The 25268-nt window shown below is 63.3% G+C and carries 24 protein-coding genes and 1 pseudogene; 14 read left to right on the top strand and 11 right to left on the bottom strand.

The features are described 5' to 3' along the window. The first annotated feature begins 27 nt into the window (after positions 1-27). A complete protein-coding gene (gene ligA / locus GRI32_RS02705) occupies positions 28-2085 on the top strand; it encodes an NAD-dependent DNA ligase LigA (RefSeq protein WP_160589611.1) in 2058 nt (685 codons plus the stop codon). A 13-nt stretch (positions 2086-2098) separates the two neighbouring features. On the opposite strand, the gene GRI32_RS02700 is transcribed toward ligA, so the two are convergent. The 3 genes from GRI32_RS02700 to GRI32_RS02690 all read right to left on the bottom strand — a co-directional run bounded on the left by GRI32_RS02700 (position 2099) and on the right by GRI32_RS02690 (position 3126). Then, positions 2099-2302 (bottom strand): helix-turn-helix domain-containing protein, encoded by a 204-nt coding sequence (locus tag GRI32_RS02700; RefSeq protein ID WP_160589610.1) that lies wholly within the window; start codon positions 2300-2302, stop codon positions 2099-2101. Further along, on the bottom strand, positions 2299-2748 hold the full coding sequence (locus tag GRI32_RS02695) for a hypothetical protein (RefSeq protein WP_160589609.1): 450 nt from the start codon (positions 2746-2748) through the stop codon (positions 2299-2301). Before GRI32_RS02695 ends, GRI32_RS02700 begins: the two co-directional genes overlap by 4 nt. 87 nt (positions 2749-2835) lie before the next feature. Beyond that, positions 2836-3126: a hypothetical protein gene (locus tag GRI32_RS02690; protein ID WP_160589608.1), complete on the bottom strand. Its 291-nt coding sequence runs from the start codon at positions 3124-3126 to the stop codon at positions 2836-2838. A gap of 43 nt (positions 3127-3169) precedes the next feature. On the opposite strand from GRI32_RS02690, the gene GRI32_RS02685 reads away from it, so the two are divergent. The 5 genes from GRI32_RS02685 (at position 3170) to GRI32_RS02665 (ending at position 9964) form a co-directional block, all read left to right on the top strand. After that, positions 3170-4552, top strand: a complete 1383-nt coding sequence (locus tag GRI32_RS02685) for an MFS transporter (RefSeq protein ID WP_160589607.1) — start codon at positions 3170-3172, stop codon at positions 4550-4552. Then, positions 4552-4935 (top strand): DUF2946 family protein, encoded by a 384-nt coding sequence (locus tag GRI32_RS02680; RefSeq protein ID WP_160589606.1) that lies wholly within the window; start codon positions 4552-4554, stop codon positions 4933-4935. The genes GRI32_RS02685 and GRI32_RS02680 overlap by 1 nt, the downstream gene beginning before the upstream one ends. A 76-nt stretch (positions 4936-5011) precedes the next feature. Beyond that, positions 5012-7144, top strand: coding sequence for a TonB-dependent receptor plug domain-containing protein (locus GRI32_RS02675; RefSeq protein WP_202385915.1), 2133 nt, complete (start codon positions 5012-5014; stop codon positions 7142-7144). Between the two features lie 106 nt (positions 7145-7250). After that, on the top strand, positions 7251-8963 hold the full coding sequence (locus GRI32_RS02670) for a copper resistance system multicopper oxidase (RefSeq protein ID WP_419866755.1): 1713 nt from the start codon (positions 7251-7253) through the stop codon (positions 8961-8963). Then, positions 8960-9964, top strand: coding sequence for a copper resistance protein B (locus GRI32_RS02665; protein ID WP_160589604.1), 1005 nt, complete (start codon positions 8960-8962; stop codon positions 9962-9964). The genes GRI32_RS02670 and GRI32_RS02665 overlap by 4 nt, the downstream gene beginning before the upstream one ends. Positions 9965-9976: 12 nt before the next feature. Here the strand turns inward: GRI32_RS02665 and GRI32_RS02660 are convergent, their stop codons facing one another. The 5 genes from GRI32_RS02660 to GRI32_RS02640 are packed head-to-tail and all read right to left on the bottom strand — an operon-like array spanning position 9977 to position 14489. Continuing rightward, entirely contained in the window at positions 9977-11311 is a 1335-nt protein-coding gene (locus GRI32_RS02660) for a glucuronyl esterase domain-containing protein (RefSeq protein ID WP_160589603.1), read from the bottom strand. After that, positions 11284-12000, bottom strand: coding sequence for a DUF2459 domain-containing protein (locus GRI32_RS02655; RefSeq protein WP_237437353.1), 717 nt, complete (start codon positions 11998-12000; stop codon positions 11284-11286). The genes GRI32_RS02660 and GRI32_RS02655 overlap by 28 nt, the downstream gene beginning before the upstream one ends. After that, positions 11973-12878 carry a 50S ribosomal protein L11 methyltransferase gene (locus GRI32_RS02650; protein WP_160589602.1) on the bottom strand — a complete coding sequence of 302 codons (906 nt, stop codon included), beginning with the start codon at positions 12876-12878 and terminating at the stop codon, positions 11973-11975. Before GRI32_RS02650 ends, GRI32_RS02655 begins: the two co-directional genes overlap by 28 nt. Then, complete coding sequence (gene bla, locus GRI32_RS02645; protein ID WP_160589601.1) at positions 12875-13789, bottom strand: subclass B3 metallo-beta-lactamase; 915 nt, start codon at positions 13787-13789, stop codon at positions 12875-12877. Before bla ends, GRI32_RS02650 begins: the two co-directional genes overlap by 4 nt. Then, positions 13779-14489 carry an SDR family NAD(P)-dependent oxidoreductase gene (locus tag GRI32_RS02640; protein ID WP_160589600.1) on the bottom strand — a complete coding sequence of 237 codons (711 nt, stop codon included), beginning with the start codon at positions 14487-14489 and terminating at the stop codon, positions 13779-13781. Before GRI32_RS02640 ends, bla begins: the two co-directional genes overlap by 11 nt. Before the next feature lie 143 nt (positions 14490-14632). Between GRI32_RS02640 and sdhC the strand changes: the two genes are divergently transcribed. From sdhC to sdhA, 3 genes are read left to right on the top strand one after another with little or no spacing between them, the layout of a single operon-like run. After that, positions 14633-15013 (top strand): succinate dehydrogenase, cytochrome b556 subunit, encoded by a 381-nt coding sequence (gene sdhC, locus GRI32_RS02635; protein WP_237437352.1) that lies wholly within the window; start codon positions 14633-14635, stop codon positions 15011-15013. A gap of 21 nt (positions 15014-15034) precedes the next feature. Continuing rightward, the gene (sdhD, locus tag GRI32_RS02630) at positions 15035-15421 is read left to right on the top strand and encodes a succinate dehydrogenase, hydrophobic membrane anchor protein (RefSeq protein WP_160589598.1); all 387 of its coding nucleotides are present in this window, start codon (positions 15035-15037) and stop codon (positions 15419-15421) included. Continuing rightward, the gene (gene sdhA / locus GRI32_RS02625; RefSeq protein WP_160589597.1) at positions 15421-17244 is read left to right on the top strand and encodes a succinate dehydrogenase flavoprotein subunit; all 1824 of its coding nucleotides are present in this window, start codon (positions 15421-15423) and stop codon (positions 17242-17244) included. Before sdhD ends, sdhA begins: the two co-directional genes overlap by 1 nt. Before the next feature lie 24 nt (positions 17245-17268). On the opposite strand, the gene GRI32_RS02620 is transcribed toward sdhA, so the two are convergent. Beyond that, positions 17269-17694: an RrF2 family transcriptional regulator gene (locus tag GRI32_RS02620; protein ID WP_160589596.1), complete on the bottom strand. Its 426-nt coding sequence runs from the start codon at positions 17692-17694 to the stop codon at positions 17269-17271. A gap of 80 nt (positions 17695-17774) precedes the next feature. Between GRI32_RS02620 and GRI32_RS02615 the strand changes: the two genes are divergently transcribed. Together GRI32_RS02615 and GRI32_RS02610 are read left to right on the top strand one after the other, a co-directional pair. Further along, on the top strand, positions 17775-18263 hold the full coding sequence (locus GRI32_RS02615) for a group III truncated hemoglobin (protein ID WP_160589595.1): 489 nt from the start codon (positions 17775-17777) through the stop codon (positions 18261-18263). Then, the gene (locus tag GRI32_RS02610; RefSeq protein ID WP_160589594.1) at positions 18256-18570 is read left to right on the top strand and encodes a TehB-like domain-containing protein; all 315 of its coding nucleotides are present in this window, start codon (positions 18256-18258) and stop codon (positions 18568-18570) included. The genes GRI32_RS02615 and GRI32_RS02610 overlap by 8 nt, the downstream gene beginning before the upstream one ends. Here GRI32_RS02610 and GRI32_RS02605 read toward each other — a convergent pair. After that, entirely contained in the window at positions 18567-19211 is a 645-nt protein-coding gene (locus GRI32_RS02605) for a peptidylprolyl isomerase (protein ID WP_160589593.1), read from the bottom strand. The two genes, GRI32_RS02610 and GRI32_RS02605, sit on opposite strands and share 4 nt — an antisense overlap. A gap of 114 nt (positions 19212-19325) precedes the next feature. On the opposite strand from GRI32_RS02605, the gene creD reads away from it, so the two are divergent. The 3 genes and pseudogenes from creD to GRI32_RS10755 form a co-directional block, all read left to right on the top strand. Next, on the top strand, positions 19326-20744 hold the full coding sequence (creD, locus tag GRI32_RS02600) for a cell envelope integrity protein CreD (protein ID WP_160589592.1): 1419 nt from the start codon (positions 19326-19328) through the stop codon (positions 20742-20744). Between the two features lie 154 nt (positions 20745-20898). Continuing rightward, a complete protein-coding gene (locus GRI32_RS02595) occupies positions 20899-22338 on the top strand; it encodes a serine hydrolase domain-containing protein (protein ID WP_202385914.1) in 1440 nt (479 codons plus the stop codon). 24 nt (positions 22339-22362) lie between these two features. Continuing rightward, positions 22363-22461 (top strand): annotated as a pseudogene (locus tag GRI32_RS10755) (integrase); the annotation flags it as partial. A gap of 2 nt (positions 22462-22463) precedes the next feature. Here the strand turns inward: GRI32_RS10755 and GRI32_RS02585 are convergent. Next, on the bottom strand, positions 22464-25193 hold the full coding sequence (locus GRI32_RS02585; RefSeq protein WP_160589591.1) for a G8 domain-containing protein: 2730 nt from the start codon (positions 25191-25193) through the stop codon (positions 22464-22466). Positions 25194-25268 lie beyond the last annotated feature (75 nt).

Here is a 25268-nt window from a genome sequence, read left to right as displayed (position 1 = left end):
GATCATAAAATCGCGCAGGAAAAGTGCATGGCCGACATCACAGAAGCCGAAGCTGCCAATGAGCTGATGCGGCTGGCGAAGCAGATTGCGCATCACAACAGGCTCTATCACGCCAAGGACGATCCGGAGATTTCGGATCCGGAATTCGATGCGCTGGTGCGCCGCAATGCGGAGCTGGAGGCGCAGTTCCCGCAGCTGATCCGCGAGGATTCGCCCAGCAAGGTGGTGGGCTTTGAAATCGCCGCCTCGCCGCTGTCCAAGGTGCAGCATGAAGTCCGCATGATGAGCCTCGACAACGCCTTCTCCGATGAGGAGGTGATGGACTTCGTCGCCCGCGTCCGGCGCTTCCTCGCTCTGGCCGAGGATGAGCCTGTGGTGATGACTGCGGAGGACAAGATTGACGGCCTGTCCTGTTCGCTGCGTTACGAGAAAGGCGCACTGGTTCTGGCCGCCACGCGCGGCGATGGGCAGGTGGGTGAAAACGTCACCGGCAATGTCGCGCATATCGCCGATATCCCGCAAATGCTGCGCGGCAATGTGCCCGATGTGTTTGAAGTGCGCGGCGAAGTTTACATGTCGAAACAGGACTTTACCGCACTTAATGCCAGCCAGGCAGAGGCAGGCGACAAGCTCTTTGCCAATCCGCGCAATGCTGCGGCGGGATCGCTGCGGCAGAAGGATGCCAGCGTCACGGCAAGGCGCAACCTGCGCTTCTGGGCGCATGGCTGGGGCGCGGCGAGCGAACTGCCCGGCGACACGCAGATGGCGGTGATGCAGCGCATGGCCGAATGGGGCATGCCCATCTCTCCCGATCTGGTCCTGTGCCATTCGGTGGAAGAAATGCTGCAGCAATACCGCAGCATTCATCAGCGCCGCGACGCTCTGGATTACGAGATCGACGGTGTGGTCTACAAGGTCAACCGGCTCGACTGGCAGAAGCGGCTGGGCTTTGTGGCCAAGGCCCCGCGCTGGGCGATGGCGCACAAATTCCCGGCAGAGCGCGCGGAAACCACGCTGCTGGCAATCGACATCCAGGTTGGCCGTACAGGCAAATTGACACCGGTTGGCAGGCTTGCTCCGGTGCTGGTGGGCGGCGTCACCGTCACCAATGTCACCCTGCATAACCGGGACGAGATCGCCCGGCTGGGTGTGCGGCCGGGTGACCGGGTTGTTGTGCAGCGGGCGGGCGATGTGATCCCGCAGGTGGTCGATAATCTCACCCGCGATGCCGACCGTCCGCCGTTCCACTTTCCCGATCACTGTCCCGAATGCGGCAGCGAGGCGGTGGCCGAGGAGGGCGAGGTCGATGTGCGCTGCACCGCTGGCCTGATCTGCCCGGCACAGCGCACCGAACGGCTAAAGCATTTCGTCAGCCGCGTTGCGCTCGACATTGACGGGCTGGGCGACAAGACCATCGACCAGTTCTTCGCGCTCGGCTGGCTCAAAAGCCCCGCGGATATCTTTGCCCTGCGCGATCGTGAGGCAGAGATCCTGGCGCTGGACGGGTGGCAGGAAAAGTCGGTCGAGAACCTGCTCGCCAGTATCGAGGCCAAGCGCCGCCCCGATGCCGCGCGGCTGCTGTTCGGACTGGGCATTCGCCATGTGGGGGCGGTGACCGCGCGCGACCTGATGAAGAATTTTCACGAGCTGCCCGCTCTGCGGGACGCTGCCGAAAAAGCCCGCGCGGGCGATGAGGATGCGGCCGCCGCGCTGTCCTCCATCGATGGCGTGGGTCCGGTGGTGGTGGAGGCGCTGGGGGACTTCTTCCACGAGGAGCACAATGTCGCCGTGTGGGAAGACCTGCTGAGCGAGCTGGACGTGCCGCGCTATGAAGTTGAAACTCTCGACAGCCCCGTCTCCGGCAAGACGGTGGTGTTCACCGGCAAGCTGGAAACGATGAGCCGCGACGAGGCCAAGGCGCAGGCAGAAAGGCTGGGTGCCAAGGCCGCCGGGACCGTCAGCGCCAAGACCGATCTGGTGGTGGCTGGCCCCGGTGCGGGCAGCAAGCTGAAGAAGGCTGCCGAGCTTGGGATAGAGGTGATTGACGAGGCAGGCTGGGCGGCCATCGTGGCGGCGGCGGGGTAGGGCGGCGCGCCGGTCAGGTGAAGGCGTCCTCCTTGTCGAAAACCTCCTCCACCGTCAGCCCGAAGGCATGGGCGATGCGGAACGCCAGCGGCAGGGACGGGTCGAACTTGCCGTTCTCTATCGAATTGACCGAATTGCGCGACACGCCCACCTGATCGGCCAGTTCGGCCTGGCTCCAGCCTTTTTCTGCGCGCAGCAGGCGGATGGAGTTCTTCACCGTTTGGTCCACTTCCAGATAGAGGCAAGCGCGGATTTGGCGCCCAGCTGGATGACCATTGCCGTGCACAGTCCCATCAGGAAGGTCTTGCTGGGGCGGACCATGGCGACGCCGCTGCCGTTCTCCACGGCATTGGCGAGATGCGCGACAGCGCTTTGCATCGGGGTGACGAACAGCAGTAGCATCATGACAATGCCCAGCACCGTCACCGCCCAGCGGGCGCCGAAACTGGCGCTGGCGAGTTCCAGCTCATCCAGCTGCTTTTCCTTGCGCGCTTCGCGGCTGATGTTGAGCGCGAGAGCGACTGCCACCAGAGCGATCAGCAGGACGCTGTGAACGCCCGGCGTGAATGCCCGCTGGTTGATCATCACCGCGACGAAACCGATCATCGAGGCGAGGAACGCAATATCCACCGCCGCGCCCTTTTTTGTAATCTTGCTTGCCATGTGACTGCGCCCTTCATGCGAATCAATTTGCCAAGCACACTTGTCGCAATGAAAAGCTAGCTTGTCAAATCTTATACGCTGGAGGCGCTAGTCCTTGCCCGCGCCGCTCTCACCCTGATCGTCATCGCCCAGATCCTTGCGGCGCTGGATTTCCTCAACCGAATCGGACTTTCCGGGGTCGAAAATGGTCATGAAGGCGAGGCCCATGCCCATCATGATGCCGCCCGCAGTGCCCTTGCGCCGGGACTTGCCTTGGGCCTTGCGACTGGCGCGCAACAGGCGTGGCAACAGCGCCAGCAGAGTGCCGAGAACCAGAATTGCGAGCAGCCATTCCATCCCTGTCAGGTGGGGGCCGTTTCCGGCATTCCAAGCGCGCATGCACCCGTGCTAGAGCCGTCACAGGGGAATTGCAGGGGGATTGATGGACAGCACACGGCAGCACAGCAGCGTTGAAGGTGCAGGCTTTGAAGACGCCACCTATCGCAAGATCGCGCTCAAACTGCTGCCGATCCTGTTCGCGGGCTATTTCCTTGCCATTCTGGACCGGGTGAATGTCGGCTTTGCCAAATTGCAGATGGCCAGCGATCTGGCGCTGTCCGATGCCGTATATGGCTTTGGCGCGGGCATATTCTTTATCGGTTATTTCCTGTTCGAACTGCCCAGCAACCTGATCCTGTCCAAGGTCGGCGCACGGGCGTGGATCGCGCGGATCATGGTGACATGGGGGCTGCTGTCTGTCTGTTTCATGTTCACCGGCTCTGTCGGCTGGGGCGGAATCTCCGCCTGGTTCGGCACCAGCGATGCAGAGTTCACCTTCTACCTGCTGCGCTTCACCCTTGGCATTGCCGAGGCGGGCTTCTTTCCCGGCGTGATCCTCTACCTCACCTTCTGGTTCCCCGCTGCGCGGCGTGCGCATGTGGTGGCGCTGTTCCTGATCGCGATCCCGATGGCGAGCGCGGTCGGCTCCCCCATATCCGGGCTGATCCTGCAATTTGCCGATGGCATGGGAAACCTGCGCGGGTGGCAGTGGCTGTTCCTGATAGAGGGCATTCCCGCCGTGCTGCTGGGCCTTGCGGTGCTGAAAGTCCTGCCCAACGGCCCGCGCGATGCCGCCTGGCTGGCCGATCAGGAACGCGACCTGGTGGAGAGCCAGCTTGCCGCGGATGAAGTGCGCAAGCACGCCGTGGGTATGCGCCATGACTTCTCCGCCATCTTCCTCGACTGGCGCATCTGGGCGCTGGCGCTGGCGGATTTCTCGCGCGGTATCATCAACAATGCGCTCAACTTCTGGATGCCCACGCTGGTGCAGGAGATCGGCATAGACCGCGCCAACTTCCTGAAAGTGGGGCTGGTCAGCGCCATCCCCTGGTCAATTGCCGCGGTGGCGATGGTGATCGTGGCGCGCAATTCGGACCGCACGGGAGAGCGCCGCTGGCATGCCACCGCGTCGCTGCTGGTATCAATGATCGGCCTGCTGATGCTGGCATTCGGCGGCGGATCGGTCGTCGTTTCGATCCTTGCGCTCACGCTGGTGGCATCGGGGGCGATGGCGTGGCTGGCGGTGTTCTGGACCATTCCCACCGCCTTCCTTTCCGGCGTGGCGGCGGCAGGCGGGATTGCCTGGATCAACGCGCTTTCACAACTGGGCGGCTTTGTCGGACCAGACATGCTGGGCCGCATTCGCGAGGGGAATGATGGCGACGGAACTTTGGCGTTCCTGGTCATGGCCGGCATTGCGATAATCGGCGCCGCGCTGACATTCGTGCTGGCAAAACAGGCTGAGGGCGCTAAATCGCCCACGTAATGAAGGCGCAAGGCAAAGGCTGGCGTAAGATGCCCTGGGGGCTGCTGATCGTGGCGGCGCTGATGCTGCGCGTGCTGGTTCCGCAGGGCTATATGCTGGAGCAGGATGGCTCCGGCGGTATCCAGGTCAGCCTGTGCAACGCCGATGGCACATGGGTGATCCCCATGAAGGATGGCCATCCCGGTGACGATGGGCAGGATGAAGGCCGCCAGGCCTGCGCCTTTGCCGGTCACTCATCCCCCGCCACACCGCCGGATGATGCCGTCAGCCTGCCGCTGCCGCAACTGGCGCTGGCCCCTTACGATGCCGTGCGCGAACGGGCCTTGTCGCCCACGTCGCCGCGCATTCTGCCGCCTGCAAGGGCACCCCCCACACTCGTCTGAACCTGCCCTGCTGCCATTTGCGATGCGCCCTCAACCGGGCGCTGGCAGCGTCTATTGTGCTTTTTCATGACGAGATATGACCATGACTTTTCGAAACGATTTGCTGTGCGCGGCAGCCGCTGCGCCTTTCGCCCTTTGCGCTGTTGCCCTGTCCCCCCTGCCACTGTTCGCGCAGGATAATGCGCCTGCCGATGCTGACATTCTGACCGATGTCATCGTCGTCACCGCCACCGGCAGTAATCAGGATACGGACCAGATTGAAGCGCCCCGCCAGATCGCCCTTCCGGCAGATGCGGTGGCTGTTGCCGCCCGCGCGCCCGGCGCGGCGGTGATTGGCAATGGCGCACTGTCCGGCCAGCTGTCCTACCGCGGCCTGTTCGGGGAGCGTGTGCTGGGCCGCGTGAACGGCCAGCGCTTTGCATCGGGCGGACCCAATGCGATGGACCCGCCGCTGCACTATGCGCCCTCCATCCTGGTGGACCGGATCGAGATCGCGCGCGGCGTCGCGTCGGTCTCCCAGGGCCCGAGCCTGGCGGGCGCGGTCAACGCCCAGCTGGTGCAGGTGCCGTATTCGGCTGGACCAGATGCCCGGCTTACCGGCTCTCTGGCGGCGCAATATCGCAGCGTGGACAACAGCTATGCGCTTGGCGGCACTGTCGGCATTTCCACGCAGAACTGGCGCCTTGGCGTCATCGCCAGCCGGGAGGAAGGCGATGACTATGAATTTCCGGGCGGAACCGCCGCAGACACCGCGTTCGAGCGCAATCTGTATGGCGTGAACGGCGGGTTCAAACTGGGCGAGGGTGAGGTGTTCGCCGAATATCGCCGCAGCGAAACCGACCCCAGCGGCAACCCGTCCTTCGCGATGGACATCATCTATTTCAACACCGATTTCATGCAGGCGGGATATCGCGGTGAAGTGGCCGATGATGTCAGCCTGAACCTGCGGATCGGCCATGTCGCCGTGCGTCATCTGATGGACAACCAGACCCTGCGCAGTCCCGCGCCGTCCGCGATGATGGCGCGCGCGACCTTTGCCGATGCGGACAGCACGACGGGAGAGGCAAGCCTGCGCTTTGGCAGTGACAACCGCAACGTCACCATCGGCGCGGATTTTGAGCTGGTCGACAAATTCGTCCAGATCACCAATCCGAACAATGCGGACTTCTACCTCGATGCGCAGGCGGACCTTGCCGCGGACCGCTTTGGCGGCTTTGTCCAGCTTCGCGGGGGCGTGGGGAACGCGGAGTTCGAACTGGGCACAAGGCTGGATCGCACGACGCAGGATGCGGGCATTCCCGGTGTGGGCAGCGCGGTGCCGATGGGGCCGCGCAATCTGGCTGCGGCCTTTGCCGCCACGCCCCGCGAAGCCTCTGACACGACTGTGGATGTGGTGCTGCGCGGCTGGGTGCCGGGCGAAGTCGTCACGCCGCGTTTCACACTGGCGCGCAAGCAGCGCGTGCCCAGCCTGCTGGAACGCTTCGCATGGCTGCCGACAGAGGCGAGCTATGGTCTGGCCGATGGCAATATCTACGTCGGCAATCAGGCGCTTGAGCCAGAGACAGCCTATATCGCCGAGGCCGGGGTCGATATCGACAGCGGCACCGTGTCACTGCGCCCGACGATCTTCTATCGCCGGGTCGACAATTACATTCAGGGCACGCCGTTCGATGCCACGCCGGGCGTGGTCGATAGTCCGGTCGAGATGGTCGCCGCCATGAACGGCGATGCCACGCCGCTGATGTTCCGCAATGTCGATGCGGAACTGTACGGGATGGACCTCGATTTCCGCGCTGACCTGACCGCCAGCTTTGCGCTGGAAGGCACGGCCAGCTGGGTGCGGGGCAAGCGCCGGGACATCGCGGACAATCTCTACCGCGTACCGCCGTCCAACCTGCGTCTGGCCGCGATCTGGCAGCAGGACAGGTGGTCCGCCGGTGCAGAGATGGTGGCGGCTGCGGCCCAGCACGATGTCTCGGCCACCAACAGCGAAGCGCCGAGCAGCGGCTATGCGGTCTTCAACCTGTTTGGCGGGATGCAGGTCACGCCTGACATTGCCATCAATGCCGGGATCGAGAACCTGTTCGACAAGCTCTATCGCCCGCATCTTTCGGGCCTGAACCGCGTCGGTGCATCGGATGTACTGGTTGGTGAGAAGCTGCCGGGGGCAGGGCGCGGCGTGTGGGTCAGGGCCAATCTGAGCTTCTGATCCTGCCGCAGCTGGCCGGGCGCAGTTTCAGCATTTGAACCTGCGCCCGGCATGGGCTGTTTGCGGTATTGGAAAGGCCGCGCACAAGGCCTAGGTGCAGGGGACCATGAGCATGGCTCCCCTTATTTCCCGCCGCGTTTCGCGCCGCACATTGATCCGCTCCACCGCGTCGCTTGCCGCGCTGGCGGGCATTCCGATGGCGGGCTGGGCACAAGGCATGGGCGCGGCTCGCAAGGGGTCGGGCGAATTGTCGGGGGAGGACATAAGCCTCTCCATCGGTGACAGTCATTTTGCCACCGGCGGGCGGCAGGGCCATGCGATTGCGGTCAACGGATCGATCCCCGGCCCGCTGATCCGCCTGCGCGAAGGGCAGGACGTGCGCCTGCATGTGACCAATAATCTGGCCGAGGACAGCTCCATCCACTGGCACGGCCTGCTGCTGCCGTTTCAGTATGATGGCGTGCCGGGCGTCAGCTTTCCCGGCATCGCTCCGGGGCAGACGTTCACCTATCAGTTCCCCATCCGCCAGTCGGGCACATACTGGTGGCACTCGCATTCCGGATTGCAGGAACAGAGCGGCCACTACGGCCCGATCGTGATTGAGCCGGCGCATTATCACGGCCCCGCCCATGACCGCGAATATGTGCTGCTGCTGAGCGAATTCACGCCGATGCATCCGCATGACATCATGCGCAAGCTGAAGGTGGGTGAACATTACTTCAACCGCCAGATGCTGACGGCGACCAGCGGTGAAATGTCGGGGGCAGACCGCCGGATGTGGGGCCGGATGCGGATGAACCCGCGCGATATTCTGGACGTTTCAGGCAGCGAATACAGCTATCTCATCAACGGTCACGGCCCGGCGGACGATTTGGAACTGACGTTCCGCCGCGGTGAGCGGGTGCGCCTGCGGGTGATCAACGGCAGCGCCATGACCTTCTTCAACGTCCGCATTCCCGGCGCAGAAATGCTGGTGGTGGCCGCTGACGGGCAGGATGTCGATCCGGTGGCGGTGGAGGAATTCCAGATCGGCGCGGCAGAAACCTATGACGTGATCGTCCAGCCCGCAGATGGCGCGCATGTGCTGGTGGCAGAGGCGATGGACCGCTCCGGTATGGGCGTGGCCACGCTGACCAGCCAGCCGGGCGCGCGGGCGCCAGTGCCGGATTTGCGAGAACCAGTGACGCTGACGATGGCCGACATGGGTATGGGCGCGATGGCGGGTGGTTCGATGGCGGGCATGGATCACGGCGAGGGATCGATGGATCATTCGATGCGCGATCTCTCGCTATTGCCAGACAGTGTCGCCACCGGGCCGGGGGTGGACATGGTCGCTCCCATGTCGGCGGACCGGATGGATTATCCCGGCCTTGGGCTGGACGCCGTATCGCACCGCGTGCTGCGTTATACCGATCTGCGCGCCGCCAGCGCCAACCCGATGCGCGCGCCGGAACGGACGCTGCAGATCCACCTTACCGGCAATATGGAACGCTATATGTGGTCGTTCGACGGACAGCAGTTCACCGCTGTCACCGACGATCCGATCCGCTTCGGCTTTGACGAGCGGGTGCGCGTGACGCTGGTGAATGACACGATGATGGCACATCCGATCCACCTGCACGGCCATTTCTTCGAACTGGTCAATGGCGCGGATGCCACTCACCAGCCCAGAAAACACACGCTGATCGTGCAGCCCGGCAGCAAGGCGACGTTCGACCTGACCGCGAACGAGCCGGGCGACTGGGCCTTCCACTGCCACCTGCTGTATCACATGCACGCAGGGATGATGCAGGTGGTGACGGTGAGGCCGCTGGCATGAGATATCTTCTCGCCCTTCCGCTGCTGGCGCTGGCTGCTCCGCTGGCGGCGCAGGACCACGATCATTCGGCCACGAGCCAGACTGCGCCCGATCAGGCCGAACCGGCACCTGCCCCCAGCGACCATTCCGAGATGGACCACTCGGCCATGGACCATTCCACGATGGACCATTCCACGATGGATCATTCCACGATGGATCATTCCACGATGGACCATTCCACGATGGACCATTCGGCGATGGGCCATGACATGCCGCCAGCCAGCAATAGCGCGCCTCCCGCGCGCGCGCTGGAAGGGCCGCTGCACGCCGCCGATGCCATCTGGGGCGAGGCGGCAATGCGGCCGGCGCGCGAACAAATGGCCATCGAGAACGGCACCTTCCGCACCGCATCGCTGCTGGTCGAACGATTCGAGGCGCGGCTGGGATCTGGCGATGCCTATCTGTGGGACATGCAGGGCTTTATCGGCGGTGATCTGGACCGGCTGGTGATCAAGACCGAAGGCGAGGGCGAGTTTGGCGGCGCGCTGGACGATGCCGAAGTGCAGGCGCTGTGGAGCCATGCCATCACGCCGTTCTTCGATCTGCAAATGGGCGCGCGGTTGGATGTGGAGCCGGACACGCGCAGCCATGCGGTGCTGGGAGTGCAGGGCCTTGCGCCATATATGATCCACCTCGATGCAGCGGCATTCCTGTCAGATCGCGGCGATGTGACCGCGCGGATAGAGGCGGAATATGACCAGAAGATCACCCAGCGAGTGATCCTGCAACCACGCGTGGAAGTGGAACTGGCCGCGCAGGATATTGCCGAGCGCGATATTGGCGCTGGGTTCACCTCGTTCGCGGCGGGCCTGCGCCTGCGCTATGAAATCGTCCGTGAATTTGCGCCTTATGTGGGCGTGGAATGGTCCCGCAAGCTGGGCCGGACAGCCGATATCGCGCGGCTCGGCGGCGATGATCCGTCCGCCACCGCCGTGCTGGTGGGGATCAGGACCTGGTTCTGAGCCCTTGAGGGTCTAATCCTCGAAGAAGCGCTCCGCATGTTCGTAAAACTCGTCATAGGCGGGCCACGGCACATGGCCTTCGCCGTGCTGATACCAGCCTAGCGGATAGGGCATCTGTTCGCGGCTCTCGGGCACCGGCATGCCGAACGGCGGCAGCGATGCGCCGAAAACCTCCCACGCGGGCTGGGCCAGCATGAAGGCGGTCCACATGCCCGCGGGATCGACCCAGCTGTCGCCCTTTTCCGCAAGGCCACTGGTGATGAACAGCGGGCGCGGTGCGCGCAGGGCGATCAGCATATGCGCATCCACCGGCAGGTCATCCACGCTGAGCGGATCGCGGGCGAAGTTCATGATGTTGGGCGTGAACCAGTGAAATTCCCCGCTCGCGGCCAGGTTCTCCCACCGCTCGCCAAAATCGCGCCGCATCAGCTTGGCCCCTCCCGCGCCGGAACTGGAGACATGGGCATCGGCGAATTCGAGGTCGTATGCGGCGGCCACCAGCACGCCCTTGCCAAAGCGCGAATGACCGGTGAGCGAGATGCGGGAAGGGCTGATGCGCGGATCGCGGCTTAGCTCTTCGCGCAATTGGCTGGCGCCCCAGCCCCATGCGCGCAACGCGCCCCAGTCATATTGCTGACGCGGCCAGCGGGCCAGGCCGATGATCCCTTGCTCCATCTGCGCGCCATTGTCTGCCTGCAACATTTGCGGGCGATATTCGACATAGACCCAGCCATTATCCAACGCCTGGCGGATCGCATCGGGCGCGGGCGTGCCGCCGAAATTGGGAGTTACGCCGCCGGGCCAGACATAGGTGTAATTGATGATCGCCGGGCGCGGTCTGTTGTGCTTGGCCAGATAGATACGCGCGGAAATCACCGGACCTGAGCGGCCATCGCTCGTAACGATCCTGCCGGTCCAATCCTCAACGAAATTGTCGTTCAACAAATGGACCAGGCTAGCCGTAACCACCGGAACCTTATCCCACTCGATGCGGAAATCATCGACCACGGCGGGGATACGGCCAACCCAGTTGTCCTCCACCATGCGCGCCAGTTCGGCGCGGCGCGCGGGCCATCCGGCGGGCGTCTGCTGGCGGGCATTTTCAAACAGCGGCGGCAGCACATAATTGCCCACCAGCATCTCATTGCTGTTGGCGGCATTGGCAGCGTCAGGATTATTGCCATCGGCCCCGGCGCGCAGATCGCCAAAGCCGAATTGTGCCCGTTCCGCGCGGTGCACATCCTCCGCTGTGACCTGAGGCGTCACCTGCGCCAATACGGGCAGGGCGGTAAGCGCGGCCAGCATGGCGAGAGCGAACTTCAGCCCGGTTGCGGTTTTTCGATCCATTTCATCACTCCCCCGGCGAACGGTGTCCACCACCCCATTTCCACGCCGCCTTCCGCCAGCATGTCTCCCACCCAGCTATTGCACGAATTGGCCAGGGTGTAATGGCCCCGCGCATCGTAATAGGCATCGCGCGGATTGGTGCCGCGCAGGATCTGCCGCGATCCGTCCGGGCCGGGCGGCGCCAGGCTTTGCTCTATCCGTGTGGCCATGCGGGCATAGGCTGCGCGGCTGATGGTGACGGGGCGATAGTTCTCATCGGGGGCGGGGCGCACATAATGGCTCACCCGCATGATCGAATCGCCGCCGAAAAGCGCGATGCGCACGGCGGTGGCGGCTGTCAGGTCATCCCATGTGGGCACGTTGAGGAAAATCTCGCGCTCGCCCCAGCCAACCGCGATGTGGGTGGGCAGCTGGCCATTCACCAATGTGGAGGCGCTGGGGAATATTGTGCGCCAGTCCACCTCGGGGGTGACGATCGGCATGACGATGCCGGTGTGCGTGCCGTTGGTCTCGACCATGATCTCGACCCCGTCGGCAGGTTCAACCGCTCCGGCGTTGCGCGGGATGGAACTGCCGATCCAGCCCAGCACCGGAAACAGCGCCACGGCGAGCACCACGCCCAGCAATATAGCCCGCAGCAACCGGCCGATATCGCCAAGGTTCAGCCGGCGAAGCGTTTTCTCAGCCATAATATCGACCAGTCGCCATTGATGATGCGCGCCTGCAGGCGGAAGCCCGCGTGCATATAGGCGGCGCGCACGCGGCTTTCCTGCGTGGCCAGCAGACCGGCCAGAACGATATTCCCGCGCGGTGCCACGGCGGCGGCGAATTCTGGCGCCATCTCGATCAGCGGAGCGGCCAGGATATTGGCGATCAGCAGGTCAAACGGCGCGCGCTGGACCAGGAAATCATCCTTCATTCCGTCCGCAATTACCATCGCCAGCTGCCCCGGCGCGGTGCCGAGCGGAATGGCGTTCATCTCCGCATTGTCGAGCACGGCGGGCAGGCACAGCGGATCATTGTCGCTGGCCGTGGCATGGGCGGTGGGCCACAGATGCATCGCCCCAAAGGCCAGCAGGCCGGTGCCTGTGCCAATGTCGGCAATATGGCGCGCATGCACGCCGCGCCGCTTCATCGCATCGAGCATGGTGAGGCAGCCCGCAGTCGTCTCATGATGGCCGGTGCCGAAGGCCTGCGCGGCGGGAATGCAGAAATCGACCACCCCGGGCTCGTCCAGCGCGGCATGATCGGGCGTGCGGACATGGAAGCGCCCCGCACGGATCGGATCGATGCCCTTCTGGCTTTCGGTCACCCAGTCCGTTTCGGGCAGTTCTTCCAGGGTGAGGCGCGGTGCCTCACCCGCGAACAGGGCCTTCACCGCATTGCGCTGTGCCTGGCCGGGCTTGGCTTCCAGATAGACGTCGAGCCGCCAGTCCTCGGGCTGGTCCAGGGCGACTTCGAAGGCGGTAATGACGATCCCCTCGTCGCGGTCGGCATCCTCCTCATGGCGGGCGAGCGCGGCCTCGATCATCTCGCGCGGGCCAAAGGCAGTCAGTTTCCAGCTCATTGTTCTGTTTCCTGCGCCAGTCGCGCATCAAGGCGGGTGGTGATGGAGGCGGCGTATTCGGCGCAGGTCGGGCTGGCAGTCAGATCACCCGCCAGCAATTTGTCACGCATGCCACTGGCGGAGGGATGCGGGGTTAGCAAGATATCGCAGTCGCGCCCGGACATCGCCGCCAGCCGCGCAAGCCCATCGCGGTACTCCTGCACGTATTCCGGATGGTCGGAGAAGCGATAATCATCGTTGCTGACGGGGGAGAGGCTGTCGGCATAGACGATCTGGCGCGTCTCAGCTCCGCCGCGCGCAGTCAATTGCCAGCTGAGCGCGCCATGCGTGTGGCCCGGCGTGGCGATGGCGGTCAGGCTGAGCGGGCCGAGCGTGACCACGTCTCCGCCACCAACGATGCGGTCCACCCGCGCCCGCGCAGGCCCTTCGATCTCGCCATATTGCGGATCGTTCAGCGCCACTTCGCCGCTACGAAACACCTCGGCGGCGGGCGCGGAAGTGATCAGCTGCGCACCGGTGAGCGCCTGCAGGCGGGCAATCCCGCCGACATGATCGAAATGTTCGTGACTGGTGAGGATATATTTCACGTCCTCCAGCGCAAATCCCAGCGCCTGGATATTGCCCGCCACAACCCGCGCACCGGCATCCGTGCCGCTGTCGATGAGGATGTGTCCGGCATCGGAGGTGACGAGGATGGCGCCGATCCCGCAGGTGCCCACGTAATAGGAATTGCCGTGGATGCGGAATGGCGGGCCCGGCTTGTCCCAATCGTCCCAGTCCTCGCATTGCTGGGTCCACCGCGCCTGGTCGGCCGCGACTTGCGGCTGTGGGGCAGGCCCGGGCGCGGGCGCGCAGGCAATCAGAAATACCGGCAGCGATACTGGCAGGAGCAGGGAGGCTCTAGCGAACATAGCTTGCTCCATTGGCATCGATCACCGCGCCGGTCATGCTGGCAGGTGCATCCAGCGCACAGAAGGTGGCGATGCTGGCGATTTCATCGGGCGTAGCCACGCGGCCCAGCGGAATATCCGCCAGCAGGCCCGCTCCGCCGCGGCTGGCCAGATAATCGCCCGCCATCGCCGTATCGGTAAAGCCGGGCGCGATGGCGAAGCTGAGAATACCCTGGCTGGCATAGGCGCGGGCGATGGTCTTGTGCAGCGCCAGCATCCCGCCCTTGGCCGCGGCATAATGCCAGTGATCGGGCGAATCGCCCCGGTGTCCCGCGCGGCTGGCAATATGCACGATGCGTCCCTTGCGCCCGCTGGCGCGCCAGTATCGCAGCGCAAAACGGGATAATTGCGCGGCGGCGGTCAGATTGATGCGCAGCGTGTCTTCCCACAGGTCCAGCCATTCAAAGTCCGATCCTTCCACCGGATTGGGCGCAAACAGGCCGGCATTGTTGACCAGCACATCCACCTTGCCGCCCAGTTTTTCCAGCGCTTCCTGCCACAGCATCTGCGGGGCGATGGGCTGGGCGAAATCTGCGGCCACCGTCTGATCATCATGCGCGGTGGTGGCATGGCCGATCACCGTCGCGCCGCGTAGGCGCAGCTGCGCCGCAATTGCCGCGCCAATGCCGCGGCTGGTGCCTGTCACAAGAATATTCTTCATTGCCGCTGGTCTTAGCCTTGGCTTGCCGGTGCGAAAAGGGCAGGAAGGGGAATATGACCAGCCTCGAATACGGACGATGGTCCGCTTGAACGGCGATCAACATTCGTTAAGTGGGGCAAGCAAACAGGGTTATGGGACAGAACATGAGCAATCGCCCTTTATCGCCGCATCTGCAGATCTGGAAATGGGGCCCGCATATGCTGGTATCCATCCTCCACCGGGTTGCCGGGGATGGCATGGCGCTGGTCGGGCTGCCGATCCTGCTGTGGTGGCTGAGCGCACTGGCCAGCGGGCCGGAAGCTTATGCGACTTTCACCGATCACGCGATGAGCTGGTACGGCATCATCGTGCTGGTGGGCATTTCATGGGCATTCTTCAGTCACATGTGCTCGGGCATTCGCCATTTCGTGCTCGATATGGGCGCAGGCTATGAACTCGACATCAATCGCATTTTCTCGATCGTTTCGATCGGCACCGCCATCGTCCTCACCGTTGCCTTCTGGGCCGGTGTGATGTGGCTGTAAGCGTCAACAGGGGCAATCGTAATGGGTGAAGGAACCTCCATTGGCCGGGTACGCGGCCTGGGCTCGGCAAAGCACGGCGCGCATCACTGGCTGCTGCAACGCTTTACCGCTGCCGGTAATTTGCTGCTGGGCCTGTATCTGGCGTTCGCCTTCGTGCTGCTGCCGGACCTGTCCTACGCCACGGTAACAGACTGGATTTCCGGCCCGGTGCAGGCCACGCTGGTGGCCTTGTTCGTGATCAGCACCTTCTGGCATGCCCGTCTGGGATTGCAGGTGCTGATAGAGGATTACCTGCATGAAGCAGGCACCAAGTTCGCCGCGGTTCTCGCGCTCAACCTGTTCGCTTTTGCCGGCGCGGCATTTGGCCTGTTCGCCATTGTCCGCCTTGCCCTTGGAGCTGCTGCCTGATGGCTACCGATAACACCACACAGCCCGCCTACAAGATCATCGACCATATCTATGATGTGGTGGTGGTGGGTGCTGGCGGGTCCGGCCTGCGCGCCACCATGGGCGCCGCCGAAGCCGGGCTGAAAACCGCCAATATCTCCAAGGTCTTCCCCACCCGCAGCCACACGGTTGCAGCGCAGGGCGGCATTGCCGCTTCGCTGGGCAACAACACGCCCGATCACTGGCAATGGCACATGTATGACACCGTGAAGGGGTCAGACTGGCTGGGAGACCAGGACGCGATCGAATATATGGTGCGTGAAGCGCCCGAAGCCGTTTACGAGCTGGAGCACGCGGGCGTTCCCTTCAGCCGCAATGAAAACGGCACGATCTACCAGCGCCCGTTTGGCGGCCACATGCAGAACATGGGTGAGGGTCCTCCCGTGCAGCGCACCTGCGCCGCGGCAGACCGCACCGGCCATGCCATGCTGCATGCGCTCTATCAGCAGAGCCTGAAGTACCAGTCCGACTTCTTCATCGAATATTTCGCCATCGACCTGATCATGAAGGATGGCGCGTGCGTGGGCGTGATCGCCATGTGCATGGATGACGGAACGATCCACCGCTTCCGCTCGCAAAGCGTGGTGCTGGCGACGGGCGGCTATGGCCGCTGCTATTACACCGCCACGTCTGCCCATACCTGCACCGGCGACGGCGGCGGCATGGTACTGCGCGCCGGTCTGCCCCTGCAGGACATGGAATTCGTACAGTTCCACCCCACCGGCATTTACGGCGCAGGCGTGCTGATTACCGAGGGCGCACGCGGCGAGGGCGGCTATCTGACCAATTCCGAAGGCGAGCGTTTCATGGAGCGCTATGCCCCGTCGGCCAAGGACCTGGCATCGCGCGATGTGGTGTCCCGCTCCATGGCGCTGGAAATGCGCGAAGGACGCGGCGTCGGGCCAGAAAAGGACCACATCTACCTCCACCTCGATCATATCGATCCGGCGGTGCTGGCAGAGCGTCTTCCCGGCATCACCGAAAGCGGCAAGATCTTCGCCGGCGTGGACCTGACGCGCCAGCCACTGCCGGTGACCCCCACTGTGCATTACAACATGGGCGGCATCCCCTGTAATTATCACGGCGAAGTCGTCACCATTGGCGCAGACGGCAATCCCGATACGGTGGTGCCAGGCCTGTTCGCCGTGGGCGAGGCGGCCTGCGTTTCGGTGCATGGCGCCAATCGCCTCGGCTCCAACTCGCTGATCGATCTGGTGGTGTTTGGCCGCGCAACCGGCCACCGCCTGCGCGATATCCTCAAGCCGGGTGCGGCTCAGGAGGAACTGCCCAAGGACAGCGCCGATTTCGCGCTCGGCCGGCTCGATCATTTCCGCACTGCCAAGGGTGGCTCGCCCACGGCGGAAGTCCGCGCGGAAATGCAGAAGACCATGCAGAAGCACGCCGCCGTGTTCCGTGACAGCGCGCTGATGGCCGAAGGTGTCAAGCAGCTGGCGGAAACCAACAAGCGCATGCAGGACATCCACGTCACCGACCGCTCACTGATCTGGAACAGCGATCTGATCGAGACGATGGAGCTGGACAATCTGATGGCGCAGGCCGTGGTCACCATGTCCTCTGCCGAAAACCGCAAGGAAAGCCGCGGCGCCCACGCGCATGAGGATTTCCCCGATCGCAACGATGCGGAATGGATGAAGCACACCGCCGCATGGTTCACCGGCTGGGGCGGCACCGGCGGCGATGTGAAGATCGATTACCGCCCGGTCCACGAATACACGCTCACCGACGATGCAGAGTACATCAAGCCGAAGAAGCGGGTTTATTGATGGCGGTCTGTTAGGTCGATCTTCTCAGCCAATCCTCGCCAGCAGCGCTTTCTTCTGATCGCCGACCAGATCGGCCAAGGTGAACCCGTCGAGGTGGGTGAGGAAGGCTTGCAGCGCGCCTGCCAGCGGTGATTTTAGCCCGCATGCGCCATCTATGACGCAATCCTGCGGGCCGCCCATGCACGCCACAAACCCTTCGAATCTCTCGAATTTGCGGACCACTGCGCCCACGTTGATATCGCCAGGGTCGCGGGCGAGGCGCATTCCGCCGGTGCGGCCGCGGGTGGTCTCTATCAGGCCCTGACCCTGCAGGCTTTGTGCGACCTTGGCCAGATGGTTGCGCGAGATGCGATAGCGTCCGGCCACATCATCAATCGTCATCTGTTCGCCAGTTGCGGCCAGCGCCATCAACACGCGCAGGGCATAATCGGTGTGGAGGCTTAGCTGCATAAAAGAGGTATATGATATATTGCTTTTAGCGGCAAGTGGCTTAATTAAAGCATGTAGATCACCTTTTTCGAGTTGGACGCATGAGCAGGCAGGCTGTCAGAACCGGTGAAACCAATCCCCACGCGGCGCTTGCTCGCCAGAAGAAGCGTGAGGACGCGGGGCGGATTGGCCTGACGGATGAGGTCGTCAGCCGGGTGATTGCATCTTTCTATGGCAAGATCCGCGACGACGAATTGCTCGGTCCGATCTTCACCGGGAAAATACAGGACTGGCCAAAACACCTTGAACAGATGAACAGGTTCTGGCGCTCGATCCTGTTCAGCACCGCCGAATATTCGGGCAATCCGATGGTCAGGCACCAGCAATTGCCGCCTCTGGATGAGCGCCATTTCAGCCACTGGCTCGATCTGTTTTACGCCACTCTGCGTGAAGAATGCACTGAGGAGGAGGCGGTCAAGATATTCGCAGGCCGCGCCCGCATGATCGCCGACAGTCTGCTCACCGGAATCGCCATGCGCCGTGAAGGTATGGCGGGCGCCAGCAAGGGAAGGAACCTGCCGTATGTCTGACGAATTCGGAACGTCCCAGGTGCCTGAAAACCTGCAAGCCCTGCGCGAGATCGGCCCGTTCAATGCCGATACCATCCCGCGCGGCCTGTTGGCGGAACACCGCTTGAAACCCGGGCGATGGGCGCGCCTTTGCCTGAGCGAGGGCGAGCTGGATTTCGTCTGGGACGATGGTTCCAATACATCGGAACATCTGGTCGCCCCGGCAGTCATCATGGTGCCGCCTGAACGGCCTCATCATCTTGAATTGATGGGGGACATTTCCGTGACCATCACCTTCATGGCTGAGCCTGAAACCACGACCGATTAAGGCCTGTCGCCCACCACCCGCGCATCCACAATCACCACCGGATCGGCCAGCATCTGGCCCAGCATCCATCCTTCGCCCTTTTCGGGATCGATAGGCGCGGCGTGGATCGCTTCGACCACGTCCATGCCTGAGACCACATGGCCAAAGGCGGCAAAGCCGGGGCGGCTGGCGGGGTCTTCGGCATCGGGGTTGGCGTTCAGCTGCGGCAGGTCGCGCAGCAGGATGGAGAAATCGCCATTGGCGGTGCCCGGCTCCCCCATCGCCATGCTGATCGCGCCGCGCGTGTGCAGCACGCCGGTTTCACTGGTCGGCTCATGCGCGATCGGGTCCAGGATGCGGTCCCAGTCATTCTGCGCGCCGCCCTGGATCAGGCCGTTGGGCTGCTCCCCCCAGTCGAGCTGCATGGCGCGGTAGAACACCGTGCCGTCAAACCGGTCCTCCTCCACATAGCGCAGGAAATTGGCGGCGGTGATCGGTGCACGCTGCGTCTCCAGCGCTATGACGATGTCCCCCATGGTGGTTTCCAGCACCACCTGCGTGGTCGCGGGCGGGGGCGTTGCCTGCCCCTCCGCCTCCTGCGCCAGAGCGGGAGTGGCGAGCGCCAGCAGCGGGGCGAAAATGGCGAATCGTTTCAACGTCATCGGCCGATCATGCCTGCTTTACGCGCGCACGCAACACGCGCGCGCGAGTTCATCTGAAATTCAGTTCGTCGCGCCCAGAGAACGGTTCATCGCACAACTTGAGGGAGTAAGCCGATGGACCCCGAACACCGCCCCGAACACCGTCCGGAACGATCACCCGGAGCAAAACTGGCATTGACGGGGCTTGTCGCCCTTGTCCTGATGATCCCGCTGATGATGGTCTACAGTCTCGTCTATGATCGGGAGAGCCAGTCCCAGACCGCGCAGGCCTCCATCGCCGCGGGATGGGGCGGGGCGCAAACTGTGACCGGGCCAGTGCTGGTTGTCCCGTGGATGCAGGAAGTCACCCGGACGCAGACGATCGATGGCGAGGATCGCACCACCACCACAAGTCATCGCCGCGAATTGTTCTTCTCTCCCGCCCACCAGTCCATCGCCACGCAGATCGATCCTGACCGCAAGGGCTACGCCATTTACGAGACCGTGGTTTACGACTCGGCGATGTCGGGCACCGCGCGTTTCGAAATGCCCGATGATCTTGAGCGCTACGGCGTCAAACCCGGTGATCTGCTGCTGGATCAGGTGGAGCTGCTGTTCGGCGTATCCGATCCGCGCGGTCTGAAGGACGATGTGCGGGTGAGCGTGAACGGGGAGGCCCAGCAGTTGCAGCCGGGCAACGGCCCTGCGGCCACCAATGGATCGGGCTTTTCGGCCTTCACGACGTGGGACGCTTCCGCCCCGCTGAATGTGGCATGGGAATTCGGCATTCGCGGCAGCAAGTCACTCTCCGTAATTCCGCGCGGGGGGGAGACAGAATGGACAGTAACCTCCAGCTGGCCGCATCCCAGCTTTGGCGGATCATTCCTGCCAGATAGCCGCGAGATTACCGATGCGGGCTTCACCGCAAATTATGATGGCATCACCAATCTGGCGCTGGGCCGCGCGCTGGTGGCGCATCAGGATGACGGGCCGCCCGTCGCTTCAGGATGGGAGGCTCCCATCGATGTAGCCGATGAGCGGGGAGAGGGCGGCACCAGCCTTGCCGCCACCATCGGCCTGACCGATCCGGTCGATCTGTACAGCCAGGTGGACCGCGCGGTGAAATATGGCTTCCTGTTCATCGGCTTCACCTTCGCCACCTTCCTGATGTTCGACATTGTCGGCGGCGCGCGCGTGGCGGCGGCGGAATATCTGCTGACTGGTGCGGGGCTGGTGCTGTTCTTCGTGCTGCTGCTGGCCTTTGCCGAGGTGACCGGCTTCGGCTGGGCCTACGTGATCGCAGCTGGCGCCGTGATCGGCCTGCTGACCGCATACAGCGCGGCGGTGCTGGGCACATGGCGCAGGGCGGGCTTTGTCGGCGCGATGCTGGCGGGCCTGTATGCCGTGCTGTTCGTGCTGCTGAACATGGAGACATATTCGCTGCTGATCGGCGCACTGCTGCTGTTCGTGGCCCTTGCCGGCATCATGTACGCCACCAGAGGCGTGAACTGGTCCGCCGTGGGGCGGAGCGATAACGAGGTGGCAGCGGCCTAGCTCCCGCACCTCGCCACCGCGAGCGAGATGAAGCGATCCAGGGCGGCCCGTGCTGCTCTGGATTGCTTCGCTTTGGTCCCCATGGCGACCTCAGCCCGCCCGATTTGTAAAACCCGAGCGAGGTGCTAGGTTTTGCGATGTGGGGGGGGAAATTATGCGGTTTGTGTTCGCCTTTCTGGCGCTGATGTTGACGGGCAGCCTGCATGCAAGCGTGCCGGGCGCGCCCATGGAACAGCTGGTGGACGCTGAATGGCCCGCGTCTGGCGCGCCGGGGGTTGCCTATGCCATCGTCGATCATGGCGAGATCGCCTCAGGCGCGCGCGGCACGGTGCTTGCGGGCAGCGACGAAGCGGTCACGCCCGACACCCCCTTCCAGATCGGGTCGATTTCAAAGAGCTTCACCGCCCTTGCGATCATGCAACTGGTCGAACAGGGGCGGATCGATCTGGATGCCGGTGTGGGCACTTATCTGGGTGCTTTTCGCGGGCAGCCATCAGCAGCCATAACGATCCGCCAGCTGCTCAGCCACACAAGCGGATATTCCACGGTGCAGGGCAACGCCATGCACGGCGATAGCGCCGCGGGCGAAGGGGAGCTGGCCGCCTATGCCGCGCGCATCGCGCAGTGGAACCCAGCCCATCAACCCGGCACCGTGTGGGAATACTCCAACGCCAATTACCAGGTGCTGGGCGCGCTGATCGAACAGACAAGCGGCGAGGATTACGCCACTTACGTGGAATCGCACATTCTGGCGCCGCTCGGCATGGACAACAGCTCGGTCGCCGATGGAGGTCCCAGGGGAGAGATGGCGGTGGGTCACCGGCCATGGTTTGGTGGCCACCGGCCATTCCGTCAGGGCCTGACAGAGCGGATCAATGCGCCCGCAGGCGGCATCTTTGCCAGCGCAAACGACCTTGCGCTCTACCTCGCCATGATGGTGAATGGCGAGGACGATATCATCACCGCTGCCAGCAAGGCCGCAATGCTGCACCCGGCCAGCGAGGCATCGCCATTCTACGGGCTGGGCTGGTTCATCGATGGCGAATCCGGCACCGCGAGCCACAGCGGCCTGGTACCGGGAACAGAGACGCTGGCCACCATACTGCCATCGCAGGGCAAGGGCGTGGCCGTGCTGGTCAACGCCAATGGCGGGATCGGCTTTGGTGAGAACCTGCAACTGCGCAACGCCATCACCGCCAAGGCGCTGGGCTTCGACTATGCAGGCGAGGGCGCGCGGCTGTGGCCGAAGGTGACCTATCTGATGGTCGTGCTGCTGCCGCTGTTCTTCCTTGCCAGCATCGCCTGGGCCTGGCGCAATCGCCGCAAGCTGGCGGCCAAATCGGGTGTCTCCGGCCTGTTCAGCCTGTGGTTCCCTCTCTTCGCCATGTTCGCGGTGGCAGCTGTCCTGCTGATCCTGATCCCGTACATGTTCGGCGGATCGCTGGACACGCTGCTGCTGTACCAGCCAGACTTTGCCCAGGCGATGGTCGCCGCAGCGATTACCGGCCCCGTCTGGGCGATCTTCCGGCTCATCGTGACCTATCGCGAGAAGGCGCGCACCGGGCGGAATGAAGCGGGAGAGGCAGCGGGTTAGTGCCTCACACTTCGCCGCCTGGAGCGAGCCACTTGTAACATTCGTGCGATCCAGATTCTTCCGGGTCATACGAAGATCGAGAATGCAGTTCGTTATCTCGGGCTCGATGTCGAATACGCACTGCGTCAGCCGCCGAGCCCTTCCCTGCTGACCGTTATACTGGCTTGCAGATCCGTTGGACGAATGACCTCCATGACCGGAGCTTCGGCCACCAGCTTGACCCACAGGGCATCCCCGTCCCTGAACCAGGACGTCTCATTCGCTGCGCGCAATGCACCCATGCTGCCCTGCTGCGTTCCGGACGCTGCGCTGGCGAAGCCCGGCAGTTCGAACATGACCCATGAGCCCGCGTCCATTTCAGCCAGACTGAGAGTGACTTCCGGCCTTGCGGTTTTCACCTCGATCTCGGTGCCGGCGCGCACAGTGCTCTGATCGCCGTTGATCTTGAATTCCCTGCCACCGCGAACAAGCGCGATGGGCGCCTGCGGAGGACGGCGGGAGAACAGGGCGGCGCGCTGGGCCTGAACGAGGGGTGTGTCCGGCGCATTAGGGCTGAGCGAGGAGAGCAGGGCGAACCGGGCGGTGCGGCTCTCCAGATCGACTGCGGCGGGAAGTTCGCCCCTCGCATCCGAAAGGTTCAGGCGTCCGATATCGCCCGTGCACACCGCGGCGTTCCAGGTCGGATGGATCTCGCAGCTGTCATCGGTGGCGACGCTGTCGTTCTCGCCATCGTGGAGCAATACCTGGGAACCGGGGATGCCGGTCACCGATCCGTCCAGGTCATGAAACGACAGGGTCCGATATGCGTTGCCGCCGCGGTTGTCGTTATCGAAGCGGGAATCGTATGTCGGAAAATAGACCGGCTTGGCGTTGATGAACTCCCCGCCGCTGATGGTGCTTCGGGTACTCAGCCCCGCACTCGTGAACAGCAGGAAGGACAGCGCGCCTGTCTTTCGCTGGTCGTTGTCCTGGAAATTCACGAATGTCGTGTTCACCACATCATCGCGGTAATCATAATATTCGTACCCGCGGATGGGGAAATCCGGGATGGAAGGCTTCGGCAGGCTGCGGCCATAGGCGATTTCCTCCGGCGTTGCTGGATTGCCGATATTGTCGGTTTCGCCCACGACCAGCGCGTCCACCAGTCGTGAACTGAACGGCAGGCTGCCAATGTCGCCAGCGGCCTGCGTCATGCCAATGGCATTGTCTGCGAATCTGGCATTGCTGTAGACGTAGAGATCCCCCCGGCCCCACAGCCCGCCATTGCGGTTCTTGTAGCTGGTCAAATTCTCGAAGTGCGTCTCCTTCACTTCGCTCTCCAGATCGGTGGGGTCTGCCAAGGGCAGCAACGGAATGGAGGCCAGCCCGAACGTGTTGTCCTGGTCGATGTGCCGGTCGATCAGGAACCCGTCGAAGTTGGAATGGGCAGTGTTGCCCCTGAATTCGCGCAGCGCCGTGCGGCGCGGCCAGGTGTTGGCGGAGATTTCCGTCCCCAGGAAGGCGCCATTGGGGTGTTGCGGTATGGACAGCCAGAAACCGACCTGATCGGAGCCTGCCGCCACATTGTCGATGTAGCTATTGTCCGGGTTGGTGATCCAGAAGGACGACACCGTGTTGTCCGAAGGCAGCAATGTGTTGCCACTGTGGAAGCTCATTTCCCTGTAGGCCGCAGGATCCGCAGCCCTGGGGTCTCTCTCCCCATTGGCGGCGAGGTTGGTGGGCACGCAGTCCAATGTCGGATGACACTTGGTCTGGATTGCCAGGTTTCGGATGAACTCGTTGCCGGTTTCGATCCCGTCTTCCATGAAGAAGCAGTGACCCACGGTGTTGAAGGTCACGTTGTTCTCGACGCGCAGGTTGTTGGTGCCGTGCACCGTCACGCAGCGGTTGAAGGTATCGTGGATCGATGCGTTGCGGATGTATTGGCCGGCACCCTCTCCCAGTACGTGGAAGTGCAGCGGATAGCGGGCCAGCGTCAGGTGCTGGCCCATGCGGTTGAGTTCCACGCCTTCGACATAGGCTTTCGATCCGGCCATCGCCATGATGTGCCCGCCGAAATAGCTCTCCGCCGCGTCTTCCGACGCCTGCACCTTGATGTTGCGCGTCAGCATGGCGACTTCGCCGCGCTCGTCGACGCCGAAGGTAATCTCGCCGAAGTGCATGTATTCGAGCGGCTCCGCGAAGCTGATCGTGTTGCCGCTGACGCGGGTGATTGTCCGGCGCTCGGCCTGCCGCGGATTGAAGTCGGTCGAGGCGAGGACGATCTCGTCGCCCGCGCGCCATTCCGACGCATCGAGCACTTCAATGCTGGTGGCACCGGCCTCTGCCGTGCTCGACAGCTTGGTCCATGTGTGATCGCGGTTGCCGTGCATGTTGAGCGTACCGCGCAGCATCATGATGCCGCGATCGCCCATGGTGTTGATATCCTCACCCTGGACGTTGTCGGTCAGCGTGATGGTGGCGTTGTGCTGGAAAGGACTGGCCTCGGTGCCGATTTGCAGTTCGCCGCCGGGGACGTAGATCCACTCGGTGGTCAGCGCCAGGTCACGCTCGTCGACAAAGGTCAGCTTGCCCTGCACGGTCAGGCCGCGCAGTTCGGGCGGGCTGACGTCGAGCATCATCTCGGTACCGCGCGGAATGGTCACTTCCTCGCCAGCCACAGGCACCTTGCCTGAGGGCCATGCCGAGGCGTCCGACCACTTCACGGTCCGCGTCATTGCCGAAGGGGCGGCCACGTCCATCGCCATGCTGGCGTGATCCGCGCTATCCTGCGCGGCGATGCTCGTACCCATGGCGAGCAGCACGGAGGCAGGAACGAGGCGAGTGTAAAGGAACAGGTGAAACTGTTTGCGCATGACTGGATTTTCCCTCTCCGGGGACGACGAGTCCCTCTTATATTCCTGGTTTGCGGAGGATTATGAGACGAGTGA

The organism is Alteraurantiacibacter aestuarii (genome assembly GCF_009827405.1).
In the GTDB taxonomy this organism is placed as follows: Bacteria; Pseudomonadota; Alphaproteobacteria; order Sphingomonadales; family Sphingomonadaceae; genus Alteraurantiacibacter; species Alteraurantiacibacter aestuarii.
This window is presented reverse-complemented; position numbering and strand designations above follow the sequence as displayed.

Excerpts from the sequence above, each read along its gene's own strand:
- ligA (WP_160589611.1), top strand. The coding sequence starts at position 28 with ATGGCCGACATCACAGAAGCCGAAGCTGCCAATGAGCTGATGCGGCTG.
- GRI32_RS02695 (WP_160589609.1), bottom strand. The coding sequence starts at position 2,748 with ATGGCAAGCAAGATTACAAAAAAGGGCGCGGCGGTGGATATTGCGTTC.
- GRI32_RS02690 (WP_160589608.1), bottom strand. The coding sequence starts at position 3,126 with ATGCGCGCTTGGAATGCCGGAAACGGCCCCCACCTGACAGGGATGGAA.
- GRI32_RS02685 (WP_160589607.1), top strand. The coding sequence starts at position 3,170 with ATGGACAGCACACGGCAGCACAGCAGCGTTGAAGGTGCAGGCTTTGAA.
- GRI32_RS02680 (WP_160589606.1), top strand. The coding sequence starts at position 4,552 with ATGAAGGCGCAAGGCAAAGGCTGGCGTAAGATGCCCTGGGGGCTGCTG.
- GRI32_RS02675 (WP_202385915.1), top strand. The coding sequence starts at position 5,012 with ATGACCATGACTTTTCGAAACGATTTGCTGTGCGCGGCAGCCGCTGCG.
- GRI32_RS02670 (WP_419866755.1), top strand. The coding sequence starts at position 7,251 with ATGAGCATGGCTCCCCTTATTTCCCGCCGCGTTTCGCGCCGCACATTG.
- GRI32_RS02665 (WP_160589604.1), top strand. The coding sequence starts at position 8,960 with ATGAGATATCTTCTCGCCCTTCCGCTGCTGGCGCTGGCTGCTCCGCTG.
- GRI32_RS02660 (WP_160589603.1), bottom strand. The coding sequence starts at position 11,311 with ATGGATCGAAAAACCGCAACCGGGCTGAAGTTCGCTCTCGCCATGCTG.
- GRI32_RS02655 (WP_237437353.1), bottom strand. The coding sequence starts at position 12,000 with ATGGCTGAGAAAACGCTTCGCCGGCTGAACCTTGGCGATATCGGCCGG.
- GRI32_RS02650 (WP_160589602.1), bottom strand. The coding sequence starts at position 12,878 with ATGAGCTGGAAACTGACTGCCTTTGGCCCGCGCGAGATGATCGAGGCC.
- bla (WP_160589601.1), bottom strand. The coding sequence starts at position 13,789 with ATGTTCGCTAGAGCCTCCCTGCTCCTGCCAGTATCGCTGCCGGTATTT.
- GRI32_RS02640 (WP_160589600.1), bottom strand. The coding sequence starts at position 14,489 with ATGAAGAATATTCTTGTGACAGGCACCAGCCGCGGCATTGGCGCGGCA.
- sdhC (WP_237437352.1), top strand. The coding sequence starts at position 14,633 with ATGAGCAATCGCCCTTTATCGCCGCATCTGCAGATCTGGAAATGGGGC.
- sdhD (WP_160589598.1), top strand. The coding sequence starts at position 15,035 with ATGGGTGAAGGAACCTCCATTGGCCGGGTACGCGGCCTGGGCTCGGCA.
- sdhA (WP_160589597.1), top strand. The coding sequence starts at position 15,421 with ATGGCTACCGATAACACCACACAGCCCGCCTACAAGATCATCGACCAT.
- GRI32_RS02620 (WP_160589596.1), bottom strand. The coding sequence starts at position 17,694 with ATGCAGCTAAGCCTCCACACCGATTATGCCCTGCGCGTGTTGATGGCG.
- GRI32_RS02615 (WP_160589595.1), top strand. The coding sequence starts at position 17,775 with ATGAGCAGGCAGGCTGTCAGAACCGGTGAAACCAATCCCCACGCGGCG.
- GRI32_RS02610 (WP_160589594.1), top strand. The coding sequence starts at position 18,256 with ATGTCTGACGAATTCGGAACGTCCCAGGTGCCTGAAAACCTGCAAGCC.
- GRI32_RS02605 (WP_160589593.1), bottom strand. The coding sequence starts at position 19,211 with ATGACGTTGAAACGATTCGCCATTTTCGCCCCGCTGCTGGCGCTCGCC.
- creD (WP_160589592.1), top strand. The coding sequence starts at position 19,326 with ATGGACCCCGAACACCGCCCCGAACACCGTCCGGAACGATCACCCGGA.
- GRI32_RS02595 (WP_202385914.1), top strand. The coding sequence starts at position 20,899 with ATGCGGTTTGTGTTCGCCTTTCTGGCGCTGATGTTGACGGGCAGCCTG.
- GRI32_RS02585 (WP_160589591.1), bottom strand. The coding sequence starts at position 25,193 with ATGCGCAAACAGTTTCACCTGTTCCTTTACACTCGCCTCGTTCCTGCC.